Source organism: Actibacterium sp. XHP0104 (assembly GCF_025751515.1).
Classification (GTDB): Bacteria; Pseudomonadota; Alphaproteobacteria; order Rhodobacterales; family Rhodobacteraceae; genus Actibacterium_D.
This window is the reverse complement of the sequence record NZ_JAOWLE010000002.1, coordinates 233,232-255,697: the sequence shown is the minus strand read 5'-3', so window position 1 is coordinate 255,697 and position 22,466 is coordinate 233,232. Positions and strand designations below refer to the sequence as shown.

The following is a 22,466-nucleotide window of genomic DNA, read 5'->3' as shown; positions in this document are numbered from 1 at the left end:
TTCGAGCCACCTCGCACAGGACCGTGACGGTTCCATGTCAGATGTCGTGCATCTCGCCAATGCCCGCCTTGTGCTGCCCGATCGCATCGCGATGGGCCGGGTCGTCATCACCGGCGACCAGATTACCGAGATCGCTGAGGACGGCAACGTGCCCCCCGGCGCCATCGACTGCCAGGGCGATTATGTCATGCCCGGCCTGATCGAGCTGCACACCGACAATCTGGAACGTCATATCGAGCCGCGCCCCAAGGTCGATTGGCCGCATCTGCCCGCCCTGCTGGCCCATGATGCCGAGCTGGCCTCGACCGGCATCACCACCGTTTTCGACGCGCTGCGCGTGGGGTCCATCCACACCGGCAAGGCCGGCTATGGCGCCTATGCCCGCAATCTGGCCGACGAGTTGCTTGGCGCGCGCGCGGCCGGGCATTTCAAGATCAGCCATTTCCTGCACCTGCGTGCCGAGATCTGCTCTGAAACGCTGCTAGAGGAACTGGCCGCGTTCGGGCCCGAAGACCGGGTCGGGATCGTCAGCCTGATGGATCACACGCCGGGCCAGCGGCAGTTCAGGGATCTGAGCGCGCTCAAGACCTATGTGTCCAAGAAACGCAACATGTCGGATGCCGAATTCGCCGAACATGTCGCCAACCTCAAAGAGTTGCAGGCCCGGCTGGGCGCGCAGCACGAACAGGGCGCGGTGGCCGAGGCGCGGCGCTTTGGGGCCGTGCTGGCCAGCCATGACGACACGACCGCCGAACAGGTTCAGACCTCGGCCGCGAACGGCGTCGGCTTTGCCGAGTTTCCGACCACCCGCGAGGCGGCCGCCGCCTGTCGCGCGCATGGGCTGGCGGTGATGATGGGGGCGCCGAACCTGATCCGCGGCGGGTCGCATTCGGGCAATGTGGCCGCGCGCGAGCTGGCCGAGGCCGGTCTGCTGAACATCATCTCGTCGGATTACGTGCCGGCGGCGCTGCTGCTGTCGGCCTTTCACCTGGCCGACATCTGGGACGACCTGCCCGCCGCCGTCGCCTGCGTCACGCACAACCCTGCCCAGGCCGCCGGGCTGAACGATCGCGGTCGGCTAGAGGTCGGCCTGCGCGGTGACGTGATCCGGGTGCGAACCGCCGGTCAGACGCCCCTGCTGCGCGGCGTCTGGAGCCGCGGCCTGCGTGTGGCCTGAAAACAATCGGGCGAGGCCGCCCTCCTCAAGCAGCCTCGCCCCTGTCGCAGGTGTCGTGCCCCGCGGGATGCCACAGATATCGAGCGCCTCGCGAACCGGGGTCGCAGGATTCTGGTGCGAATTCCACTCATGGACTAGCACGGCTGTTCCAATTCGCGCCACCAGTTTTATCAAATTGCGCGCGCTTCGCGAAACGGGCCACGCCGCCCGCAGCTGTCGCGGCGAAAACATGCATTGCCACCCTGCCCCCGGCCCTGCCATGATCCCTCGCATGATCGACAAGCTGGAAATGTTCATAGCCCTCGCCAACGAAGAGCATTTCGGCCGCGCCGCCGAGGAATGCGGCGTGACCCAGCCGACATTGTCGGCGGCGATCAAGCAGCTCGAGGAACAGCTGGGCGTGATGCTGGTCTGGCGCGGATCGCGGTTTCAGGGCCTGACGCCCGAGGGCCAGCGGGTCCTGCAATGGGCGCGCCAGATCGTGGGCGATGCGCGCACCATGCGCGAGGAAATGCGCGCGGTGAAGAAAAAGCTGTCGGGGCGGCTGCGGCTGGCGGTGATCCCCACCGCGCTGGCGATGCTGCCGCGGCTGACGGCGCCGCTGGCCTCGGCCCATCCCAATCTGCATTTCACCATCCTGTCGCGCAACTCGGCCGAGATATTGCAACTGCTCGACAATCTCGAGATCGACGCCGGGCTGACCTATCTGGAACACGAGCCCCTGGGCCGCGTGACCACCGTGCCGCTTTACGACGAGGATTATCATCTTGTGGTGCGGCTTGGGTCTGATCTGGCCGCGCGGGCGGGCATCAGCTGGCAAGAGGCCGCAGCCCTGCCGCTGTGTCTGCTGACCCCCGACATGCAGAACCGCCGCATCATCAACCACCACCTTTCGGTCTCCAGCGGTGAACGCCCCGCCCCGCGGATCGAGTCGAACTCGGTCGTGACGCTGATCTCGCATGTGCTGCATGGCGACTGGGCCACGATCCTGCCGATGCAGACGGCAGAGCTGTTCCTGCGCTCGGGCAACCTGGCGGCAGTGCCGCTGACCGGCCCCAAGGCGCAGCACAAGGTCGGGCTGGTCGCGCCCCACCGCGAGCCGCATACCCCGGTGCTGGATGCATTGCTGAACGCGGCGCGGCGCTGGCCTGTTGATAGATAATTTCTATCAAGCAACGGAAATACGCCATTGATTCACGGCCCAATGACCGGTCAAATCAGAAGGCTAGCAAGGAGACGCCGTATGCCAGCCCCCAACACGACCGAGATCGCGGCCCGCAGCCGCGCCATTGCCAATGCGCACGCGCATCGCGAAGGGCCGCTTTTGCCGATCCTGCACGAGGTTCAGGCCAGCTTTGGCCATGTGCCCCAAGAGGCCCTGCCTGAAATCGCCGATGTGCTGAATCTCAGCCGCGCCGAGGTTTACGGCGTCATGAGCTTTTATCACGACTTCCGCGACGCGCCCGCCGGCCGGCACGTGGTCAAGATCTGCCGCGCCGAGGCTTGCCAGGCCAAGGGCGGCGACGCGCTCTCGGAACGCGCCCGCGCGGCGCTGGGGCTGGACTGGGGCGAAACATCCACTGATGGCGCCGTGACGCTGGAGCCGGTCTATTGCCTGGGGCTGTGCTCTTGCGCGCCCGCGGCGATGGTCGACGGACAGTTGCGCGCCCGCCTGGATGAGCAGGCCATGGATGACCTGATTGCCGAGGTGCGGCCATGAAGATCTGGGTTCCCCTCGACAGCGCGGCGCTTGCACTGGGCGCCGAACAGGTCGTCACCGCCATCCGGGCCGAGGCCGACCGGCGCGGCGTGGCCATTGAAATAATCCGCAACGGCAGCCGGGGCATGACCTGGCTGGAACCGCTGGTCGAGATCGACGCGGGCGACGGGCGCACCGGGTTTGGCCCCGTGACGCCCTCTGACGTGCCGGCGCTGTTCGACGCGCCCGACACCCACCCCAAGGCCGTGGGCCGGGTCGAGGACATGCCGTTCTTTGCCCAGCAAACCCGTCTCACCTTTGCCCGCTGCGGCGTGACCGACCCGTTGTCGCTGGATGATTACCGCGCCCATGGCGGGCTGTCGGGCCTCAAGACCGCGCTGAACATGACGCCCGAGGCTATCGTGCAGGCCGTCACCGACAGCGGGCTGCGCGGGCGTGGCGGGGCCGGTTTCCCCACGGGGATCAAATGGAAAACCGTGGCCGATGCGGCCGGGGCGCAGAAATACATCATCTGCAACGCCGACGAGGGCGACAGCGGCACATTCGCCGACCGGATGCTGATGGAGGGCGACCCCTTCACCCTGATCGAGGGCATGATCATCGCCGGCATCGCCACCGGCGCGACGCAGGGCTATGTCTACCTGCGCTCGGAATATCCGCAGGCCATCCGCGTGATGAACGCCGCGATCGAGGTGGCGCGGGTGGCCGGGCTGCTGGATCGCGCGGTCATGGGCAAGGGCCCGGCCTTTGACATCGAGGTGCGCGTCGGTGCGGGCGCCTATGTCTGCGGCGAGGAAACCAGCCTGCTTAACAGCCTGGAAGGCAAGCGCGGCGTGGTGCGCGCCAAGCCACCCCTGCCTGCGCACCAGGGCTTTCTGAACCGCCCCACGGTGGTCAACAACGTGATCAGCCTGGCCTCGGTGCCAGTGATCCTGGCCAAGGGGGCCGCGCATTACGCCGGCTTTGGCCTGGGCCGGTCGCGCGGCACGATCCCGATCCAGATCGCGGGCAATGCGCGCTATGCGGGCCTGTTCGAGGCCGGTTTCGGCATGACGCTGGGCGCGCTGGTCGATGACATTGCGGGCGGCACCGCCACCGGGCGGCCGGTCAAGGCGGTGCAGGTCGGCGGCCCGCTGGGCGCCTATTTCCCGCGCGACCTGTTCGACACGCCGTTCGGATACGAGGAATTCGACGGCGCAGGCGGGCTGATCGGACACGCGGGCATCGTGATCTTTGACGACAGCGCCGACATGCTGGCGCAGGCGCGGTTCGCGATGGAATTCTGCGCGGTGGAAAGCTGCGGGAAATGCACGCCTTGCCGCATCGGCGCGGTGCGCGGGGTGGAAACCATCGACCGCATCGCGCGGGGTGACCCGGACGCGCCCGAGATATTGACCGACCTTTGTGATACAATGCGCGAGGGTTCGCTTTGCGCCCTTGGGGGCTTTACGCCCTATCCGGTGCTCAGCGCCCTGACGCATTTCCCGGACGATTTCGCCGCCACCAAGGAGGCCGCCGAATGAAAGACTTCATCATCCCCGACGCCGATTTCGGCACGCCCGCCAGCCGGTCCAAGGCGATGGTCAGCCTGACCATCGACGGCCACCGCGTCACCGTGCCCGAGGGCACGTCGGTCATGCGCGCCGCCGCCGAGGCCGGGGTCAAGGTGCCCAAGCTATGCGCCACAGACAGTGTTCAGGCATTCGGGTCGTGCCGTCTGTGCCTGGTGGAAATCGAGGGCCGCAAGGGCACGCCCGCGTCCTGCACCACCCCCGTGGCGCCGGGCATGTCGGTTCAGACCCAGACCGCGAAACTGGCCAAGCTGCGCCGCGGTGTGATGGAGCTGTATATCTCGGACCACCCGCTGGATTGCCTGACCTGCGCCGCCAATGGCGATTGCGAATTGCAGGATATGGCCGGCACCGTCGGCCTGCGCGATGTGCGCTATGAACAGGGTGAAAATCACTTTGTAACCCGCCAGAATGGCGAGGCAAATCCGCGATACATCAAGGCCGATACCAGCAACCCCTATTTCATCTACGACCCCGAGAAATGCATCGTCTGCTCGCGTTGTGTGCGCGCCTGCGAAGAGGTTCAGGGCACCTTTGCCCTGACGATCGAGGGGCGCGGTTTCGACAGCCGCGTGGCCAGCGGCATGGGCGAGGATTTCCTGTCCTCGGAATGCGTGTCCTGCGGCGCCTGCGTGCAGGCCTGCCCGACCGCCACCTTGCAGGAAAAATCCATCCACGAGATGGGCCAGCCCGATCATTCGGTCGTGACCACCTGCGCCTATTGCGGCGTCGGGTGCAGCTTCAAGGCCGAGATGAAGGGCGATCAGCTGGTGCGCATGGTGCCCTACAAGGATGGCAAGGCCAACCGGGGGCATAGCTGCGTCAAGGGCCGCTTTGCCTATGGCTATGCCAACCACACCGACCGCATCCTGAACCCGATGATCCGCGACACGATCGACCAGCCCTGGCGCGAGGTCTCGTGGGACGAGGCGCTGAGTTTCACCGCCACCCGCCTGCGCGACATCCAGGCGCGGTACGGCGTCAGCGCGATTGGCGGCATCACCTCGTCGCGCTGCACCAATGAGGAAACCTTCCTGGTGCAAAAACTGATCCGCGCGGTGTTTGGCAACAACAACGTCGATACCTGTGCGCGGGTGTGCCACTCGCCCACCGGCTATGGGCTGAAGACCACTTTCGGCACCTCGGCCGGCACCCAGGATTTCGACAGCGTCGAAGATACCGACGTGGCCGTGATCATCGGCGCCAACCCCACCGATGGGCATCCGGTCTTTGCCAGCCGTCTGAAAAAGCGCCTGCGCGCGGGCGCCAAGCTGATCGTGATCGACCCGCGCCGCATCGACCTGGTGCGCAGCCCCCATATCGAGGCCGCGCATCACCTGGCGCTGACGCCGGGCACCAACGTGGCCGTTCTGACCGCCCTGGCACATGTGATCGTGACCGAGGGGCTGGTGAACACCGACTTCGTGACCCAGCGCTGCGATATTGATGCGTTCAACGAATGGGCGGCGTTTGTCTCTGACCCGCGCCACAGCCCCGAGGCCACCGAGATCCTGACCGGCGTGCCCGCGCAAGAGCTGCGCGGCGCGGCACGGCTTTATGCCACCGGCGGCAACGGCGCGATCTATTACGGGCTGGGCGTGACCGAGCACAGCCAGGGCTCGACCACCGTGATGGCGATTGCGAACCTTGCCATGGCCACCGGCAATATCGGCCGGCCCGGCGTGGGCGTGAACCCGCTGCGCGGTCAAAACAACGTTCAGGGATCCTGCGACATGGGCAGCTTCCCGCACGAGCTGCCCGGCTATCGCCATGTGCATGACGACGCCACGCGCGAGATCTTTCAGACCATGTGGGGCGTGGCGATCAGCCCCGAGCCGGGCCTGCGCATCCCCAACATGCTGGATGCCGCCGTCGACGGCACCTTCAGAGGGATCTACATCCAGGGCGAGGACATTCTACAATCTGACCCTAATACCAAGCATGTAGCCGCCGGTCTTAAAGCAATGGACTGTGTCATCGTGCATGATCTCTTCCTGAACGAGACCGCAAACTATGCGCATGTCTTCCTGCCCGGCTCGACCTTCCTGGAAAAGGACGGCACCTTTACCAATGCCGAGCGCCGGATCAACATGGTGCGCCAGGTGATGGCACCCCGAAACGGCATGGCCGACTGGGAGGTCACGCAGGCGCTGGCCAATGCCTTGGGCGCGGGTTGGACCTATACGCACCCGTCGCAGATCATGGATGAAGTATCGGCCACAACGCCTTCATTCAAAAACGTGAATTACGATTTGATTGATCGTGATGGCTCGGTGCAATGGCCCTGTGACGACGCGGCCCCGCAAGGCACGCCGATCATGCATGTCGACGGGTTCGTCCGGGGCAAGGGCAATTTCGTCATCACCGAATATGTCGCCACCGACGAGCGCACCGGTCCGCGTTTCCCGCTGTTGCTGACCACGGGGCGCATCCTGTCGCAATATAACGTCGGCGCGCAGACCCGCCGCACCGACAACGTGGTGTGGCATGATCAGGACGTGCTGGAAATCCATCCGCATGACGCCGAACAACGCGGCGTGCGTGAGGGCGACTGGGTGCGGCTGGCGTCGCGCTCGGGCGAGACCACGCTGCGCGCCGTGATCACCGACCGGGTCGCGCCGGGGGTGGTCTACACCACCTTCCACCACCCCGACACGCAGGCCAATGTGGTGACGTCGGACTATTCCGACTGGGCTACGAACTGCCCCGAATACAAGGTGACGGCGGTGCAGGTCAGCCCCTCGAACGGGCCCAGCGACTGGCAAGAGGATTACGCCGATCAGGCCTCCCGGTCGCGCCGCATCCTGCCCGCGGCCGAATGACGGGTGCGCGCGACATAGAACTGCCCGGCGGCGGCACCCGTGCCGTGCCCGAAGAGGTGCCCGTGGCGCTGTCCTACAATGGCAGCACGCAGGCGGTGATGATGGCGACCCCGGCCGATCTGACGGATCTGGCCGTGGGGTTTTCGCTGAGCGAAGAGATCATCCGCGATATCAGCGAAATCGAGCGGACCGAGACCCTGCACCACCCCATGGGCATCGAGCTGGCGATCTGGCTGAAGGACGACGCGCAGGACCGCCTGTCGCGCCGGCGGCGGTTCATGGCCGGGCCGGTGGGCTGTGGCTTATGCGGGATCGACAGCCTGGACCAGGCGCTGCGCCCCCTGCCGCCCCTGCCGCCCGACAGCCTGCATCTCAGCGCCGCGCAGGTGTCGCGCGCGATGCAGGATCTGCGCGCGGCCCAGCCGTTGCATGATCGCACCCGCGCGACCCATGCGGCGGGATTTCTGGGGCCCGACGGGCTGCCCCCCGTGCGCGAGGATGTCGGTCGCCACAACGCGCTGGACAAGGTTGTCGGCGCGCTGGCCCGCGCCGGGCGCGATGCCTCGGGCGGGGCGCTGGTGATCACCAGCCGCGTGTCGGTCGAAATGGTGCAAAAGGCGGTGCTGGCGCGCGCGGGCGTGCTGATCGCGGCCTCGGCCCCCACCGGGCGCGCGATCGACCTGGCGCAAGAGGCCGGCCTGACGCTGGTTGCTCTGGCGCGCGCCGACAGTTTCGAGATCTTTACCCATCCCCAGCGGATCACCGACCAAGAGGCCCGAACCGATGTCGCATGACAAACTGATCTACATGGCCAACCAGATCGCCCGCGCCTTTGCCGCGCTGCCCCAGGACAAGGCCGCGGCGAATACCGCCACGCATATCAACGATTTCTGGGATCCCCGGATGCGCGCGCAGTTTCTGGCGCATGTCGCGGCCGGCGGCGAGGGTCTGAGCGAGGTCGCCCTGGCGGCGGCGGCGGCGGTGCACCCGCCCCGCGCGGCCTGATCCGGCCGCTAGCGGATCTCGAATTTCAACGGCACGTCAAAGGTTGCGCGGTCAGCGCGCAGATCGTCGGGCGCGGCGGGAAAACGTCCTGCCCTGCGCACGGATTGCAGCGCCGCCTCATCCAGCTCGGCATGACCCGAGCTGCGCCGAAGGGCTGCGCTGATCAGGCGCCCATCGGCCGCGATGACCATGCGCACCACGGCGGTGCCCTCGTGCCCCTGCCGGCGCAGCGCCGCCGGATAGCGATGCGCGCGCGCCACGCGCGACTGGATACGCGCGCCCCAGCTGGCGGTCAGCGCCTGCTGCTGGGCCGCGTCCTGCCCCTCTGCCTGCCCTGCGATCGGCGCCTTGCCCGCCCCGCGCGCCTTTTGCGCGGCCACGGGCGGCTGGGGCTTTTTCGGCAGGGCGGCGGCCTTGGCGGGCGGCCTGGGGGGCTCGGGTCGCTTTAGCGCCAGCGGTTGAGCGGCGGGTTCGGGGGCGGTGTGCGTGTCGGGCAGCGCGGGCGCGGCCTCGGTCACCGCATCGCGCGGCAGGTCGGGGGCGGTGGTCTCGGCCTCGGGGGGGCGGTCCCAGGTCTCGACCCGGCGGGCCAGATCGGGCGGAATGGCGGCAAGGGTGACCTCGGCCTGCCCGCCCTGCCCGGCGCCGCCGCCCGTGGGGCCACTGCCACCATCCGAAGCAATGCCAAAGGCCGCAAGGTGCAGCCCCGCCGCAAGCGGCAGGAACAGCGCGGCCTCGGCCAGCCGCCTCATTTGGGGGCCACCACAAGCGTGACGCGGCCCTGCCCGATCCGGGCCAGTCGCACCATCAGCGCCGTCAGGTCGCCGCCGGGCAGCCCGGCATCGGCGCGCAGGTGCAGCGGGGTGTCGGTCGGGCGCTCGGCCAGGGCGGCAAAGACCGCCTCGCCGCGCAGATCGCCATAGGCCAAAGCACCGTCAGCGCCCGCGTAAAGCGCGGTATCAGGGTCCAGCGTCGCTCCCTCGGCGGCGGGTGGGGTCACGTCGATGGGCGCGGGCGGCGCGATCTGCGCCGTCATCAGGAAAAAGATCAGCAGCAGGAACACGACATTGATCATCGGCACGATGTTCTCGCCGCGATCACGCCGGGGGTGCTGGGGAAACTCCATCGCTATTCCGCCACCAACAGGCCGGTAAACCCGGCAGTCGACAACAGCGCCAACGCATCGACCAGCGCCTGCACATCCGCCCCGCCCTCGGCGCGCAGCACCACCGGATCGGCGCGGCTGTCGGTCAGGTCATCCAGCGCCGCGATCAGCGTCTCGGGCGTCTGCGCCACACCGTTCAGCAACAGGCCGTCCACCGTGACCGAGACCAGCCGCGGCGGGCCCTGCCATTCGTTGCCAGACCCCGCTCCGATCGACAGGGTCAACCCGGCATCGGCCCCGAACCGCGCAGCCAGCATAAAGAACACCAGCAACAGGAACACCACGTCGATCATCGGCGTCAGGCTGGGGCGGCGCGGTTTGCGCGGGGTGTCAAAGGCGAACATCAGCGCGCGCCCGTCACGAAGATGCGGGTGGCCAGGTCCTCCATGTCGTGGCGAGCGGCGTCGACCACGCTTTCGAACCAGTTCAGCGCCACGGCGGCCGGGATTGCCACGGCCATGCCGGCGGCGGTGGTCAAGAGGGCCTCCCATATCCCGCCGGCAAGGGCGGCGGGGTCGGCCTGCGCACCGGCGCTTTGCAGGGTCTGGAACGCGTCGATCATGCCCAGAACGGTGCCCAGCAGCCCCAGGAGCGGCGCGATGGCGGCGATCAGTTCCAGCGCGCGCAAGCCGCTGCGGGCCTCGGTCAGCAGGGCGCGGGCCACGCGGGCGACCTCTTCGCGGGCGGCGGGCTCGGGCATGTCGCCCGACCGCGCGGCCAGCGCCTGACGCACCAGCAGCGCGCGCATCCCGGCGCGGTCTGACACCGCATCGCGGGCCTGATCACGCTGGCCATCCTGCCACAGGTCGACGGCGCGGCGCGCGCGCGACCCGGCCCAGGCGCCCATCACCGACAGGCGGTAGACCTTCCACAGGATCAGCGCCAGCGTCAGCACCGACAGCGCGGCAATGACCCAGATCGCCGGGCCTCCGCGGCCAAGAAATTCGCTGAGGGCGTTCATGCGGCACCTCCCCATATGGCGGTTTCAAGGGCGTCCAGCCCGTCTGACAGCGCCGCCGGCCCCGGTTGCAGGATCAGCGGCGATTTGATCTCATAGACACGGCCCTGCCGCACCGCCGGGATCGCGTCCCAGCCGGGGCGCGCGCAGATGCGTTCAGGCCGGACCTTCTTGCCACACCACGAGCCGATAATCACCTCGGGCGCGGCCTTGATCACCTGATCGGCAGTCACGAACCGGTCTTTCGCGGCCTGCTGGCGGGCCAGATCGGCAAAGACATCCTTAGCGCCAAGGGTCTCGATCAGCTCGGACACCCAGCCGATGCCCGAGATCATCGGCTCGTCCCATTCCTCGAAATAGACGGTCGGGCGATGGGGGCGTGGCGTGGCGCGCAGGGTGGCCAGGCGGGCCTCATAGCCCGCGGCCAGATCATCGGCGCGATCAGGCACGCCGACCAGCGCGCCCAGCGTGCGGATCATATCGAGAATGCCCGCCACATCGCGCTGATTGAACGCATGGACGGCAACGCCCTGGCGGATCAGCTCGGCCGCGATATCGGCCTGAAGGTCGGAAAATGTCAGCACCAGATCGGGGTTCAGCGCGATGATCTTGGGGATATCCGCGCTGGTAAAGGCCCCTACGCGCGGCTTTTCGCGGCGCACGCGCGGAGGGCGGATAGCATAGCCCGACACGCCGACGATGCGGTGCTCTTGCCCCAGCAGGCAAAGGGTTTCGACCGTTTCCTCGGTCAGGCAGACGATGCGTTCGGGCGGCCAGCTCATCGGATCACCTCAAGCGGCTGAAACACCGGGCCGTCGGGCGTGTCGGCGTAATGGGCACGCAGGTGAAAGACCTCGCGCAGGTTGGCCTCGGTCAGCACGTCGCGCGGGGCGCCCTCGGCCACGACGCGCCCCTGCCCCAGCAGCACCAGCCGGGTGCACAGCCGCGCAGCAAGGCCCAGGTCATGCAAAGATGCAATGACGGCGCGGCCCTGATCGGCCAAGTCACGGAAAACCTGCATGGTGGCGATCTGATGCGCGGGGTCGAGGCCAGCGATAGGTTCATCCGCCAGCACCAGCGGCGCGCCCTGGGCCAGGGTGCGGGCGATCAGCACCCGCGCCTGTTCGCCGCCCGACAGCTGCGTCGCGGTGCGGTGGCGAAAGGCGTCGAGGTCCAGCCAGTGCAGCGCCTTGTCGACCTCGGCCCGGTCGGCATCCGACAGGCCGCGCGCACCGATATGGGGCGTGCGACCAAGGGCGACGACGGTTTCCACATCCACGGGCCAGGCGATTTCGCGCATCTGGGGCAGCCAGGCGGCGGCGCGGGCGCGATCACGCGCGGGCAGCGCGGCCAGAGAGCTGTGACCGGTGGCGGGCAGCAGCCCCAGCGCGCCCCGCATCAGCGTGGTCTTGCCCGCGCCATTGGGGCCGATCAGCCCGACGAACTCGCCGCCGCGCACGGTCAGCGACACGTGATCCACCACCGGGCAATCGCCCCGGCGCACGGTCAGATCGGAAAGGGTCAGCAGATCGGTCACAGGCCCTCCCTCCGGGTTTTATAGATCAGATGCAGGAAGAGCGGCGCGCCCACCAGCGCGGTCAGCACCCCCAGTTTCAGGTCGCGGTCGGGCGTGATCAGGCGCACAGCGATATCGGCGGCCAACAGCATCGCCGCGCCGCCCAGGGCCGAGGCCGCCAGCAGCCGCCCGGGCCGCGCGCCGACCAGCGGGCGCAACAGGTGCGGCACCACAAGGCCGATGAATCCCACAGCCCCGGCCACGGCGACGCCCGCGCCGATACTGGCGGCAACACCCGCCACCAGCACCAGCCGCAGACGCGACAGGCTGATCCCCAGCGCCTGGGCGGCGTCCTCGCCCAAGGTCAGCGCATCCAGCCCGCGTGCCAGCGTGGCCAGCAGCGCGGCACCCGCCGCCATGAAGGGCAGTGCCAGCCAGACATGGGTAAAGCTGCGATCGGACAGAGAGCCGAGCATCCAGAACACGATCTCGGCCGCCGCATAGGGGTTGGGCGACAGGTTCAGCACCAGCGAGGTCAGCGCGCCCGCGAATGCACTGACCGCGATGCCGGCCAGGATCAGCGTCAGGCTGCTGCCGCGCGGTCCGGCCAGCATCAGCAGCAGCAGAACCGAGATCACCGCCCCCGCCAGCGCCATCAGCGGCAGCGCCAGCGCAAAGGCCGCAGCCAGCCCGGTTTGCAGCGCCAGCACCGCGCCAAGGGCGGCGGATGAGCTAACGCCGATCAGGCCCGGCTCGGCCAGCGGGTTGCGCAGATAGCCCTGCATCGCGGCGCCCGACAGGCCCAGGCTGGCGCCCAGCATCACGCCCAAAAGGGCGCGCGGCAGGCGGATTTCGCGCATCACCAGAACGGCGGCCTCGCCCTTGCCGGACAGCAGGGCCTGCACGCTTTCGCCAAAGCCAAGCGCGGCGGGGCCGATCAGCAGCGAGGCGCAGAATAACAGCGCGACAAGGCCGGAAAGCAGGATCAACAGCGCGCCGTATCTCATTGCCCTGTCTCCATTTCCCGGCGCAGATCGACCATTTCTCGCACCGCGTCCAGCAGATGCGGCGTGCCACAGACCCAGGCCCCGCCCGTGGCACGCACGCGCGGCATCGCGGCCAGATCGGTCAGCGCGGGGTGGTCCAGCAGGGCCTCGGCGCGCGATGAGCCCTCGTAGCGGGTGCCGGTGATGATCAGGTCGGGTTGCAGCATGACCAGCTGTTCCAGCGGCAGGGTGCCGCCTCCGGGCAGACCGGCCTCGGCGGCGATGTTGTCAAACCCGGCAGTGGCCAGGATCGCACCGGCCAGCGTGTCATCGCCGGTGGTATAGCCATTGGGCCCGTAAAGCGCCACGCGCGGGCGGCGGGGCGGATCGGCGCGCAGGGCGGCCAGATCGGTCTCGAACGCGGTCAACAGCGCGGCGGCGCGGGTCTCTTGCCCCAGTGCCTGCCCCATGCGCGTCAGGTTGCGGCGCACCCCGTCCAGCCCGTTTTCAGGCGGAAACTCGATCACCTCGATCCCCAGCCGCCGCAGCATCATCACCGCCCCGCGCGACGAATACGTGCCGGCCAGCACCAGGTCGGGTTGCAGCTCGAACACCTCTTCGGCGAGGCCGTGATTGACGGGATAGGCTTGCGCCTGATCGGCCATGGCCGAGCTGCGCGGGTCGCGGGCCAGGAATGACACCGACACCAGCTGCCCCGGCTCGGCCAGCATCATCGCCAGCTGATCGGTGCAGACATTCAGCGACACGACCCGCTTGGGGGCCGCGCTCGCTGGAAGGGCCGCGCCAAGCAGGATGCTCAGCGCGGCGATCAGCACAGGTATGCGCTTAGAAGTTCTTGCGCAGGCCGACATAGAAGGCCCGGTCAGATGTGCCATAGCCGGACACGGTCTGGTATTCGGTGTCGAATACGTTCTCGACGCGCAGATAGGCCTGGGTGTCGTCCGTCACCGAGTAGGTGAAATTGGCATGTGCCACGGTATAGTTCGACAGGCCGCTGGGGCGGCTGCCGGCATATTCCACGGTAAACGTGCCCGACAGCGCATCGGTGAACTGATGCGAGGCCCACAGGCCGATATCGTGGCGCGGGACGGTGGCCCAGGACGACGTGGCCGAGGTGGCGCTGTCGGTGTAGGTATAGGACCCGCCCAGGGCCAGCGTCTCGCTGACGGCGAATTCGGTTTCCAGTTCGATCCCGCTGCGGCGCGACATGCCCGGCACCTGCGCGTAACAGCCCGGCCCAAAGGCACAGCCGACGGCGGCAAAGTCATAGGCGATCAGGTCTTCGACCTCGAGATAGAACAGCGTGGCGCGCACCGAGCCGCGTTCGCCATATTTCTTCTCGACGCCCAGTTCGGCGCTGAGGCTGGTTTCGGGGGTCAGGGTCGGATCGCCGAAACCGCTGTACAGTTCATAAAGCGAGGGCGCGCGGAACCCGGTGCCCAGCGCGGCGCGATAGATCACGTCTTCGGTGGGACGGAAGGCCGCCGACAGGCGCCCGGTGGTGTAGCCGCCGAATTCGGAATGATCGTCATGGCGGATCGAGGCGGTCAGGTCGAAACGATCGGTCGGCGAATAGACCAGCTCTCCGAACAGGCCGGCGACGTTGTTATCGGCGGAAAAGCCGAAATTGTCCTGTGCGGTTTCGCGGGTCAGGTCGGCGCCGAAGGCCAGCATGGTGGTCGCGCCCAGGTCGGTGCTGCCCTGATAGGCCAGCTTGGCGCGGGTGCCGTCAAAGATCGCCGGGAAGCCGTTATAGGTGCTGACCCGGTTGAAATCGGTGTAGGTCAGGTTCAGCTTGTTCTCGACATCGCCGGTCGCGAATTCGACAAAGCCGCGCAGGCCCCAGCTTTGGTTGTCGTTATATTCGTCGCCCGGGGTGCCGTCGCCGCCGGCGCCTGCGAATTCATCGAAGTCGCTTTCATATTCCTCGACAAAGCCGGCAAAGCCGATGCGGGTGCCGTTTTCCAGTTCTTTGTGGCCGTAGAACGTGGCGCGGTTGCCGTCGAACCCGTCGGCCTCGGTGTTGCCGTCGTTTTCGTCGGCGGCCGAGAAGCCATCGCTTTGGGTGTGGGTCAGGTTGAAGGCCAGTTCGTGGTCTTCGGCCTTGGCGGCGAAATTATAGCTGGCGCGCAGGCTGTCATAGCTGCCCAGTTCCAGCTCGACCGATTGCTCGGTGCCGATCTCGGTGGCGCGGTTGGTGGTGATGTTGATCACGCCGCCGATCGCCTCGGAGCCATAGAGCGCCGATTGCGAGCCCTTGAGAACCTCGATACGGCTGATGCCCGAGGTGCCCAGGCCGCCAAAGTCGAATTGCGACTGGGTGATCGAGGGGTCGGTGACCTCGATGCCGTCGACATAGACGCTGACATAGTTCTGGCTGGCGCCACGGATCAGGATGCCCGTGCGCGTGCCCATCGGCCCGGTCGAGCGGATGGTGACGCCCGGCAGGCGCGACAGCACGTCGGTCAGGCGCAGTTCGCCGCTGTCTTTCAGGTCGTCGCCAGTGACGATTTCCACCGTGTTGCCGGTGCGGCTGACATCGATTTCGTCAAGGTTGGCGGTTGCGCTCAGCGTATCCAGCTGGATCGGCTCTTGCGCCATCGCGCTAGGTGCCAACCCGGCAATCAGCGCGGCGGCGGCGGTCGTGGTAATCAGGACGTTCTTCATGGTCCGGTGCCCCTCGGTCTTCCAGTTCGTCATGCCTGGGAAGGGACTGGCCCTGCCACAGACGGTGAGTGTGTCACCGCTGCGGTTTCGCCGCCTCCGAGACGCACCCCGCGCCCCGAAAAGGGTGATCACCTCGGCAGGTCTCCTGGCTTGCGGGTCGTCGCGCGGCTGGCCTTCCCGGGTGGTGATCCCAGTGGCATAGTCAACCTTGCTCGCCGCTTACAGTTGCGGGGGCAGCTGCGGAATGGCCCGATCGGGCGTCACCGCGTTCCCTTTTCATCCGCGAAATGGCGGAACCGAAGTGGCGTCTCATTAACAATTATGTAACCAGAGTCAATCGGAACCCGCTTGGGCGGCGGCCGTTTGGCATAATAAATGCAGGCCAGGCGCTAGCTGCGGGACAGCCCGGTCAGGATCGGACAATCGGGGCGGTGGTCGCCATGACAGGCATCGACCAGGTCGGACAGCGTGGCGCGCATCGCCTCCAGCTCGGCGATCTTCTCGCCGATCTGCACCAGGTGCTGCTGGGCGATGCGTTTCACATCGGCGCTGGCGCGGGACTTGTCGTCGTAAAGCTGCAACAGGGCGCGGCATTCCTCGATGGTAAAGCCCAGGCCCCGCGCCCGGCCCAGAAAGATCAGCCGGTGCAGATCGGTATCGGAAAAGTCGCGATACCCGCTATCGGTGCGGGCGGGGGTGATCAGGCCGATATCCTCATAGTAACGGATGGTCTTGGCGGGCAGGCCCGCGCGGTCTGAGGCCTCGCCGATATTCATGCCGTACCCCCTGCCCGGCGCAGGCGCAGGGCGTTCGTCACCACAAAGACCGAGCTTAGCGCCATCGCGCCCGCCGCCAGCATGGGCGACAACAGCGGCCCGCCAAAGATATAAAGCGCCCCCGCCGCAACCGGGATCAGCAGCACGTTATAGCCAAAGGCCCAGAACAGGTTTTGGCGGATATTGCGCAGGGTGGCGTGGCTGATGGCAAAGGCGCGTTCCACCCCGCCCACATCGCCCGACATCAGCACCACGTCAGCGGCTTCGATCGCGACATCGGTGCCGGTGCCGATGGCAATGCCCACATCGGCGCGGGCCAGCGCGGGGGCATCGTTGATGCCGTCTCCGACAAAGGCCAGCTTGCCGTGGCTCATCAGATCCTGCACGGCCGCGACCTTGCCCTCGGGCAGCACGCCCGCGACCACGTGGTCGATGCCCAGATCGGCGGCGATGGCGTCGGCAGTGGCCTGGGTGTCGCCGGTGATCATCGCGGTTTTCACGCCTTGCGCGTGCAGCGCGGCAATGGCGGCGCGGGCCGAGGGTTTCACCGTGTCCGACACGCCCAGAACGGCGGCCAGCTGGCCATTGACGGCGGCAAAGACCGGGGTTGCGCCGGTGCGGGCCAGATCGGCGGCAGCAGGCGCCAGGGCGGCGATCTCGATCCCTTCGCGCAGCATCAGCCGTTCAGCGCCCACCAGCAGATCGGCGCCCTGAACCGTGCCGCGCAGGCCATAACCGGTGATGGATTGAAACCCGTCTACCGTCGGCAGCGGGCCCTTGGCAGCATCGGCAATGGCGCGGGCGATGGGGTGTTCCGACAGGGCCTCGACCGCCGCAACCTGCCGCAGCAGGGCGTCACGATCCACGCCGTCGGCCAGCGCGACGCTGGTCAGCGCGGGCTTGCCCTCGGTCAGGGTGCCGGTCTTGTCAAAGGCCACCACGGCGACCTCATGCAGCGATTGCAGCGCGTCGCCCTTGCGGAACAGCACGCCCAGCTCGGCCGCGCGGCCGGTGCCGACCATGATCGAGGTCGGCGTGGCCAGCCCCATGGCACAGGGGCAGGCGATGATCAGCACCGACACGCCCGCGACCAGCGCAAAGGTCAGCGCCGGATCAGGGCCAAAGATCAGCCACAGCACCACCGTCAGCGCAGCTGCCGCCATGACGGCAGGCACGAACCAGGCGGTGATGCGGTCGACCATGCCCTGGATGGGCAGCTTGGCACCCTGGGCGGCCTGCACCATGTCGATGATGCGCGCCAGCACGGTGTCGCTGCCGACGCGGGTGGCGCGATAGGTCAGCGTGCCCTGCCCGTTGATCGTACCGCCGGTGACGGGAGCGCCCAGGTGTTTTTGCACCGGCACCGGCTCGCCCGTGATCATGGATTCGTCGACATAGCTGTCGCCGCCGGTGACCTCGCCATCTGTGGCGATGCGTTCGCCCGGGCGCAGGCGGATGATGTCGCCCACCTGCAGTTCGGCCACCGGGCGGTCGATCTCGCCCGCATCGGTCAGCACGCGGGCCGTGTCGGGGCGCAGGCCCATCAGCGCCTTGATCGCGGCGCCGGTGCGGCCCTTGGCGCGGGCCTCGAGCAGACGGCCCAGCAGGATCAGCGTGACGATCACGGCGGCGGCCTCGAAATAAACGCCGCGCGCGCCTTCGGGCAGCAGCCCGGGGGCAAAGGTGGCCACGGTGGAATAGGCCCAGGCCGCAAAGGTGCCCATGGCGACCAGCGCGTTCATATCGGGCGCGCCGTGCAGCAGCAGCGGCACGCCGTGGCGATAGAACCGCCGCCCCGGCCCGACCAGCACGGCGGAGGTCAGGACGAACTGGATGATATTGTTTGCCGTGTCGCCGATCGTCATCGCGATCCAGTGGTGAAAGGCCGGGATCAGGTGCCCGCCCATGGCCAGGATGAACACCGGCAGGGTCAGCACCACGGCCAGGGTCAGATCGCGGCGCAGGCTGCGCAGCTCGGCCTCGGTGCGGTCTTCTTGCGGGGTGTCGGGCGTATGGGCGCGGGCGTGATAGCCGGCATCAGTCACCGCGCGGGCAATATCGCCCGCATCGCCGCCCGCCATCTGCACCCGCAATTGCCCCGATGCCAGGTTCATCGCCGCAGCCATCACGCCGGGCTGGGCCAGTGCGGCCTTTTCGATCCGCCCCACGCAAGAGGCGCAGCTAGCGCCCTCGACATCCAGCAAGACCTCTTGGGTCTCGACGCCAAAGCCCGCGCCCCGCAGCGCGTCCAGCACCGGCGACAGCGCGCCGTCATAGTGCACATCGGCGCTTTTCGAGGCCAGGTTCACATGGGCCTCGGTCACGTTGGGCACCTTGGACAGCGCGGTTTCGGCGCGGCGCACGCATGAGGCGCAGTTAAGGCCGGCGATGTTCAGGCGGGCGGTATTCTGGGCGGACATGGGACTCATCCTTTTGAATTCCTCCTTCAGATAGGGGTTCCAGTGACTGGAACGTCAACCCCCTGCCCTAATATTTTCCCTTTGCGGCCGGATGCGCTAAACCGGCGGCATCGCACGAATCGAGGAATCCCCATGTTCGACCGTTCCATCAAGATCGCCCCGTCCATCCTGTCGGCGGATTTTGCCAATTTCGGCCAGGAAATCCGCGCCATCGAGGATCAGGGCTGTGACTGGGTGCATGTCGACGTGATGGATGGGCATTTCGTGCCGAACCTGACCTTTGGCCCGCCGCTGTGTGCCGCCATCCGCAAGCACATCAACACCGTGATGGATGTGCACCTGATGATCGCTCCGGTCGATCCCTATATCGACGCCTTCGCGCAGGCCGGCGCCGATGTTCTGACCGCGCATCTAGAGGCCGGGCCGCATATTCACCGCACGCTGCAGGCCATTCGCGGCGCGGGCTGCAAGGCCGGGCTGGCGATCAACCCGGGCACCGGCATCGACGATGTCGAATACCTGCTGGATATGGTCGACCTGATCTGCGTGATGACCGTGAACCCCGGCTTTGGCGGGCAGAAATTCATTCACAGCCAGATCGACAAGGTGAAAAAGCTGCGCGCCATGATCGGCGACCGGCCGATTCACATTGAAATCGACGGCGGCATCACGACCGAAACCGCGCCGCTGATGGCGGCGGCCGGGGCCGATGTGCTGGTGGCTGGCTCGGGCGTGTTCAAGGGCGGCTCGGTCGATAATCCGGGCGTCTATGGCGACAATATCCGTGCCATTCGCGCCGCGGCCGAGGCCGTGTTGTAAGCAACACTTGTCACACATTCAGATATGAATATGCTTTGCGGGTCTCATGGAGGAAACCCGTATGTATCGTTATGCCTTGATCCTGCCGCTGATGGCCGCCCCTGCCCTGGCCAGCGAGGATATCCCCGATCAATACCCGCAGTCGGTTCTGTATGAAAAACCGGTGCAGGTGATCCCGAATGTCTATTCCGCGATCGGCGCGACCGCGCCTCCGACTTATGAAAATGCGGGCCATAACAACAACCTGTCCTTCATCGTCACCGGCGACGGCGTGATTGTCGTGAACTCAGGCGCGAATTACGCGCTGTCCAAGGCGCTGCATGACGAGATCAAGACCCTCACCGATCAGCCGGTCAAGCTGGTGATCAACGAGAACGGCCAGGGCCATGCGATGCTGGGCAACAATTACTGGACCGAGCAAGGCATCGACATTCTGGCCCATGTGGATGCGGCCGAGGAATTCGAGGCCAACAGCTATCAGATTCTCGAAGGCATGAAGGGCTATGCCCGCGACAACGCCGAGGGCACCGTGGCCCAGGGCCCGACGATCACCTTCGAAGACAGCTACACCATCGACATGGGCGAGATGCATATCGAGGTGTTGCACCTTGGCCCCGCGCACAGCCCCGGCGACATCCAGGTCTGGCTGCCCGAGCAGAAACTGGTGATCGCGGGCGACATCGCCTTTCATGAACGCATGCCCCCGATCTTTGCCGATACCTGCACCAGCTGCTGGTTGGAGACCTGGGAAACCGCTTTTGAACCGCTGGGCGCGACCTATGTGATCCCCGGCCACGGCCATCCGACCAACATGCCGATGGTTCGCAAGGGCACCTATGACTACCTGACCTATCTGCGCGGCAAGATCGGCGAGCATCTGGAAAACGGCGGCTCGCTGGATGATGCCTATTATGTCGACCAGTCGCCCTTTGCCCATCTCGACACGTTCGAGGAACTGGCCACCAAGAACGCCGGCGTCGTCTATGCCGAGATGGAGTTCGAATAACCCGCAATCCGGGCTTTTCCCGTTGCCCCCCATGCTGTAATCGGCATGGGGGAAGCGCCCCGGGTGTGGGTTGGTCATCGGCCACCCGTTTGCCGCATCACCCGGTGATGGCGCCCGAGTGTGGAGGAACACATGGAAATCAGACAGATCGCGCCCAGCTTTGCCGCGGCGCCGCAGATCACCGTCGCTGACGTGCCCGCAATTGCCGAGGCCGGCTATAAGACACTGATCTGCAACCGCCCTGATGGCGAGGCCGACGACCAGACCCCCGCCGGCGAAATCGCCGCCGCTGCGCGCGAGGCCGGGCTGGAGTTCCGCTTCGTACCGATCAAGCCCGGCGTCATCTCGGACGAGGTGATCGACACGTTTGACGAGGCGCTCAAGGGCTGCAAGGGGCCGATCCTGGCCTATTGCCGCACCGGCACGCGGTCGTCCACGCTGTGGGCGCTGGCGCGGTCCAAGATGCTGTCACCCGAGGCGATTCTGAACGCCACCGGTCAGGCGGGCTATGACCTGTCGGGCATCCGTCCCCGGATGGAAACCCGCTTTGGCGTCGATGCGCACAAGATCCGCCCCGAGAAATTCGACATCCTGATCGTGGGTGGCGGCGCCGGGGGCGTGGCCACGGCGGCCTCGATCCTGAAACGCCGCCCGCAGGCCAAGGTGGCGATCATCGAGCCGCGCGAGGAACATTACTATCAACCCGGCTGGACGCTGGTCGGCGCGGGCGTGTTCAACAAGACCCAGACCGTGCGGCGCATGTCCGAGGTCATCCCCGACGGGGTGCAGCTGATCCGCGGCGCGGTGGCGGGGTTTGATCCCGACCGCAACGAGGTCGCGCTCGAGAACGGCGCGCGCTATGGCTATGACGTGCTGGTGGTTTGCCCCGGCCTGCGCCTGGCATGGGAGGCCGTCGAGGGCCTGCCTGCCACGCTGGGCAAGAACGGGGTCACGTCGAACTATCGGTTTGACCTGGCGCCCTATACCTACGAGCTGGTGCAGCAGACCCGCAAGGGGCGCGCGATTTTCACCCAGCCGCCGATGCCGATCAAATGCGCCGGCGCGCCGCAAAAGGCGATGTATCTGTCGGCCGATTACTGGCTGCGCACCGGGGTGCTGAAGGATATCGACATCGAGTTCTGCAATGCCGGCGGCGTGCTGTTCGGGGTGCCCGACTACGTGCCGGCGCTGATGGAATATGTGCAGAAATACGACGCGCGTCTGGGCTTTTTCCACAACCTGATCAAGGTCGATGGCGAGGCCAAGGTGGCGACTTTCGAGGTCACGGATGGCGACACCAAGACCACGGTCGAGAAAGAGTTCGACATGCTGCATGTCTGCCCGCCGCAGACCGGCCTTGATTTCATCAAGGCCTCGCAGCTGACCGACGCCGCGGGCTGGGTCGATGTCGATCAGGCCACGCTGCGCCACACGCGCTATGGCAACATCTTTGGCCTGGGCGACGGCTGCAACACCCCCAACGCCAAGACCGCCGCGGCGGTGCGCAAGCAGGCGCCGGTGGTGGCGGTCAACGCGCTGGCGGTGCTGGATGGCAAAGACCCGGTGGCCGCCTATGACGGCTATGGCTCGTGCCCGCTGACGGTGGAACGCGGCAAGATCGTGCTGGCCGAGTTCGGCTATGGCGGCGCGCTGCTGCCCAGCTTCCCCGACTGGCTGATCGACGGCAAGAAACCGTCGCGCCTGGCGTGGTTCCTCAAGGAACGGATGCTGCCGCCGGTCTATTGGTCGGGCATGTTCCGCGGCCATGAATACCTGGCCCAGCCGCAGATGACCTTCCGCAAGGTGGGCAACGAGTAACGAAAAACCGCCGCGGCCA

Annotated in this window: 21 protein-coding genes and 1 riboswitch; of the genes, 10 read left to right on the top strand and 11 right to left on the bottom strand. The window is 66.9% G+C overall.

Translation table 11 applies throughout. The features are described 5' to 3' along the window. Window positions 1-34: 34 nt before the first annotated feature. The 7 genes from OE856_RS05660 to OE856_RS05630 all read left to right on the top strand — a co-directional run bounded on the left by OE856_RS05660 (window position 35) and on the right by OE856_RS05630 (window position 8,295). Window positions 35-1,177 (top strand): alpha-D-ribose 1-methylphosphonate 5-triphosphate diphosphatase, encoded by a 1,143-nt coding sequence (locus tag OE856_RS05660; RefSeq protein ID WP_263715079.1) that lies wholly within the window; start codon window positions 35-37, stop codon window positions 1,175-1,177. Window positions 1,178-1,448: 271 nt separating this feature from the next. After that, a complete protein-coding gene (locus tag OE856_RS05655) occupies window positions 1,449-2,339 on the top strand; it encodes a LysR family transcriptional regulator (protein WP_263715078.1) in 891 nt (296 codons plus the stop codon). An 81-nt stretch (window positions 2,340-2,420) separates the two neighbouring features. Beyond that, on the top strand, window positions 2,421-2,897 hold the full coding sequence (locus OE856_RS05650) for a formate dehydrogenase subunit gamma (RefSeq protein WP_263715077.1): 477 nt from the start codon (window positions 2,421-2,423) through the stop codon (window positions 2,895-2,897). Continuing rightward, window positions 2,894-4,420: a formate dehydrogenase beta subunit gene (locus OE856_RS05645; protein ID WP_263715076.1), complete on the top strand. Its 1,527-nt coding sequence runs from the start codon at window positions 2,894-2,896 to the stop codon at window positions 4,418-4,420. Before OE856_RS05650 ends, OE856_RS05645 begins: the two co-directional genes overlap by 4 nt. Continuing rightward, on the top strand, window positions 4,417-7,290 hold the full coding sequence (gene fdhF / locus OE856_RS05640; RefSeq protein ID WP_263715075.1) for a formate dehydrogenase subunit alpha: 2,874 nt from the start codon (window positions 4,417-4,419) through the stop codon (window positions 7,288-7,290). Before OE856_RS05645 ends, fdhF begins: the two co-directional genes overlap by 4 nt. After that, a complete protein-coding gene (gene fdhD / locus OE856_RS05635) occupies window positions 7,287-8,084 on the top strand; it encodes a formate dehydrogenase accessory sulfurtransferase FdhD (RefSeq protein ID WP_263715074.1) in 798 nt (265 codons plus the stop codon). The genes fdhF and fdhD overlap by 4 nt, the downstream gene beginning before the upstream one ends. After that, window positions 8,074-8,295, top strand: coding sequence for a formate dehydrogenase subunit delta (locus tag OE856_RS05630; protein WP_263715073.1), 222 nt, complete (start codon window positions 8,074-8,076; stop codon window positions 8,293-8,295). The genes fdhD and OE856_RS05630 overlap by 11 nt, the downstream gene beginning before the upstream one ends. Window positions 8,296-8,303: 8 nt before the next feature. Here the strand turns inward: OE856_RS05630 and OE856_RS05625 are convergent, their stop codons facing one another. The 11 genes from OE856_RS05625 to OE856_RS05575 all read right to left on the bottom strand — a co-directional run bounded on the left by OE856_RS05625 (window position 8,304) and on the right by OE856_RS05575 (window position 18,804). Then, window positions 8,304-9,047: an energy transducer TonB gene (locus tag OE856_RS05625; protein WP_263715072.1), complete on the bottom strand. Its 744-nt coding sequence runs from the start codon at window positions 9,045-9,047 to the stop codon at window positions 8,304-8,306. Further along, on the bottom strand, window positions 9,044-9,421 hold the full coding sequence (locus tag OE856_RS05620; RefSeq protein ID WP_263715071.1) for an ExbD/TolR family protein: 378 nt from the start codon (window positions 9,419-9,421) through the stop codon (window positions 9,044-9,046). Before OE856_RS05620 ends, OE856_RS05625 begins: the two co-directional genes overlap by 4 nt. A 2-nt stretch (window positions 9,422-9,423) precedes the next feature. Then, entirely contained in the window at window positions 9,424-9,804 is a 381-nt protein-coding gene (locus OE856_RS05615) for an ExbD/TolR family protein (RefSeq protein ID WP_263715070.1), read from the bottom strand. After that, window positions 9,804-10,421, bottom strand: coding sequence for a MotA/TolQ/ExbB proton channel family protein (locus tag OE856_RS05610; RefSeq protein WP_263715069.1), 618 nt, complete (start codon window positions 10,419-10,421; stop codon window positions 9,804-9,806). The genes OE856_RS05615 and OE856_RS05610 overlap by 1 nt, the downstream gene beginning before the upstream one ends. Further along, complete coding sequence (locus tag OE856_RS05605) at window positions 10,418-11,200, bottom strand: cobalamin-binding protein (RefSeq protein ID WP_263715068.1); 783 nt, start codon at window positions 11,198-11,200, stop codon at window positions 10,418-10,420. The genes OE856_RS05610 and OE856_RS05605 overlap by 4 nt, the downstream gene beginning before the upstream one ends. Further along, the gene (locus tag OE856_RS05600; protein ID WP_412174862.1) at window positions 11,197-11,946 is read right to left on the bottom strand and encodes an ABC transporter ATP-binding protein; all 750 of its coding nucleotides are present in this window, start codon (window positions 11,944-11,946) and stop codon (window positions 11,197-11,199) included. Before OE856_RS05600 ends, OE856_RS05605 begins: the two co-directional genes overlap by 4 nt. Window positions 11,947-11,951: 5 nt before the next feature. After that, window positions 11,952-12,941: a FecCD family ABC transporter permease gene (locus OE856_RS05595; protein ID WP_263715066.1), complete on the bottom strand. Its 990-nt coding sequence runs from the start codon at window positions 12,939-12,941 to the stop codon at window positions 11,952-11,954. After that, window positions 12,938-13,792, bottom strand: coding sequence for an ABC transporter substrate-binding protein (locus OE856_RS05590; RefSeq protein ID WP_412174859.1), 855 nt, complete (start codon window positions 13,790-13,792; stop codon window positions 12,938-12,940). Before OE856_RS05590 ends, OE856_RS05595 begins: the two co-directional genes overlap by 4 nt. Next, window positions 13,767-15,608 carry a TonB-dependent receptor plug domain-containing protein gene (locus OE856_RS05585; RefSeq protein WP_263715064.1) on the bottom strand — a complete coding sequence of 614 codons (1,842 nt, stop codon included), beginning with the start codon at window positions 15,606-15,608 and terminating at the stop codon, window positions 13,767-13,769. Before OE856_RS05585 ends, OE856_RS05590 begins: the two co-directional genes overlap by 26 nt. A 117-nt stretch (window positions 15,609-15,725) precedes the next feature. Further along, window positions 15,726-15,924: riboswitch (cobalamin riboswitch) on the bottom strand. 73 nt (window positions 15,925-15,997) lie between these two features. Then, on the bottom strand, window positions 15,998-16,384 hold the full coding sequence (cueR, locus tag OE856_RS05580; protein WP_263715063.1) for a Cu(I)-responsive transcriptional regulator: 387 nt from the start codon (window positions 16,382-16,384) through the stop codon (window positions 15,998-16,000). After that, the gene (locus OE856_RS05575) at window positions 16,381-18,804 is read right to left on the bottom strand and encodes a heavy metal translocating P-type ATPase (protein ID WP_263715062.1); all 2,424 of its coding nucleotides are present in this window, start codon (window positions 18,802-18,804) and stop codon (window positions 16,381-16,383) included. Before OE856_RS05575 ends, cueR begins: the two co-directional genes overlap by 4 nt. A gap of 132 nt (window positions 18,805-18,936) precedes the next feature. Here OE856_RS05575 and rpe point away from each other — a divergent pair, with 132 nt between their 5' ends. The 3 genes from rpe (at window position 18,937) to OE856_RS05560 (ending at window position 22,447) form a co-directional block, all read left to right on the top strand. After that, on the top strand, window positions 18,937-19,623 hold the full coding sequence (rpe, locus tag OE856_RS05570; protein WP_263715061.1) for a ribulose-phosphate 3-epimerase: 687 nt from the start codon (window positions 18,937-18,939) through the stop codon (window positions 19,621-19,623). A gap of 61 nt (window positions 19,624-19,684) precedes the next feature. After that, window positions 19,685-20,629 (top strand): MBL fold metallo-hydrolase, encoded by a 945-nt coding sequence (locus OE856_RS05565; protein WP_263715060.1) that lies wholly within the window; start codon window positions 19,685-19,687, stop codon window positions 20,627-20,629. 132 nt (window positions 20,630-20,761) lie between these two features. Continuing rightward, entirely contained in the window at window positions 20,762-22,447 is a 1,686-nt protein-coding gene (locus tag OE856_RS05560; RefSeq protein WP_263715059.1) for a bifunctional protein tyrosine phosphatase family protein/NAD(P)/FAD-dependent oxidoreductase, read from the top strand. The last annotated feature ends 19 nt before the right edge of the window (window positions 22,448-22,466 follow it).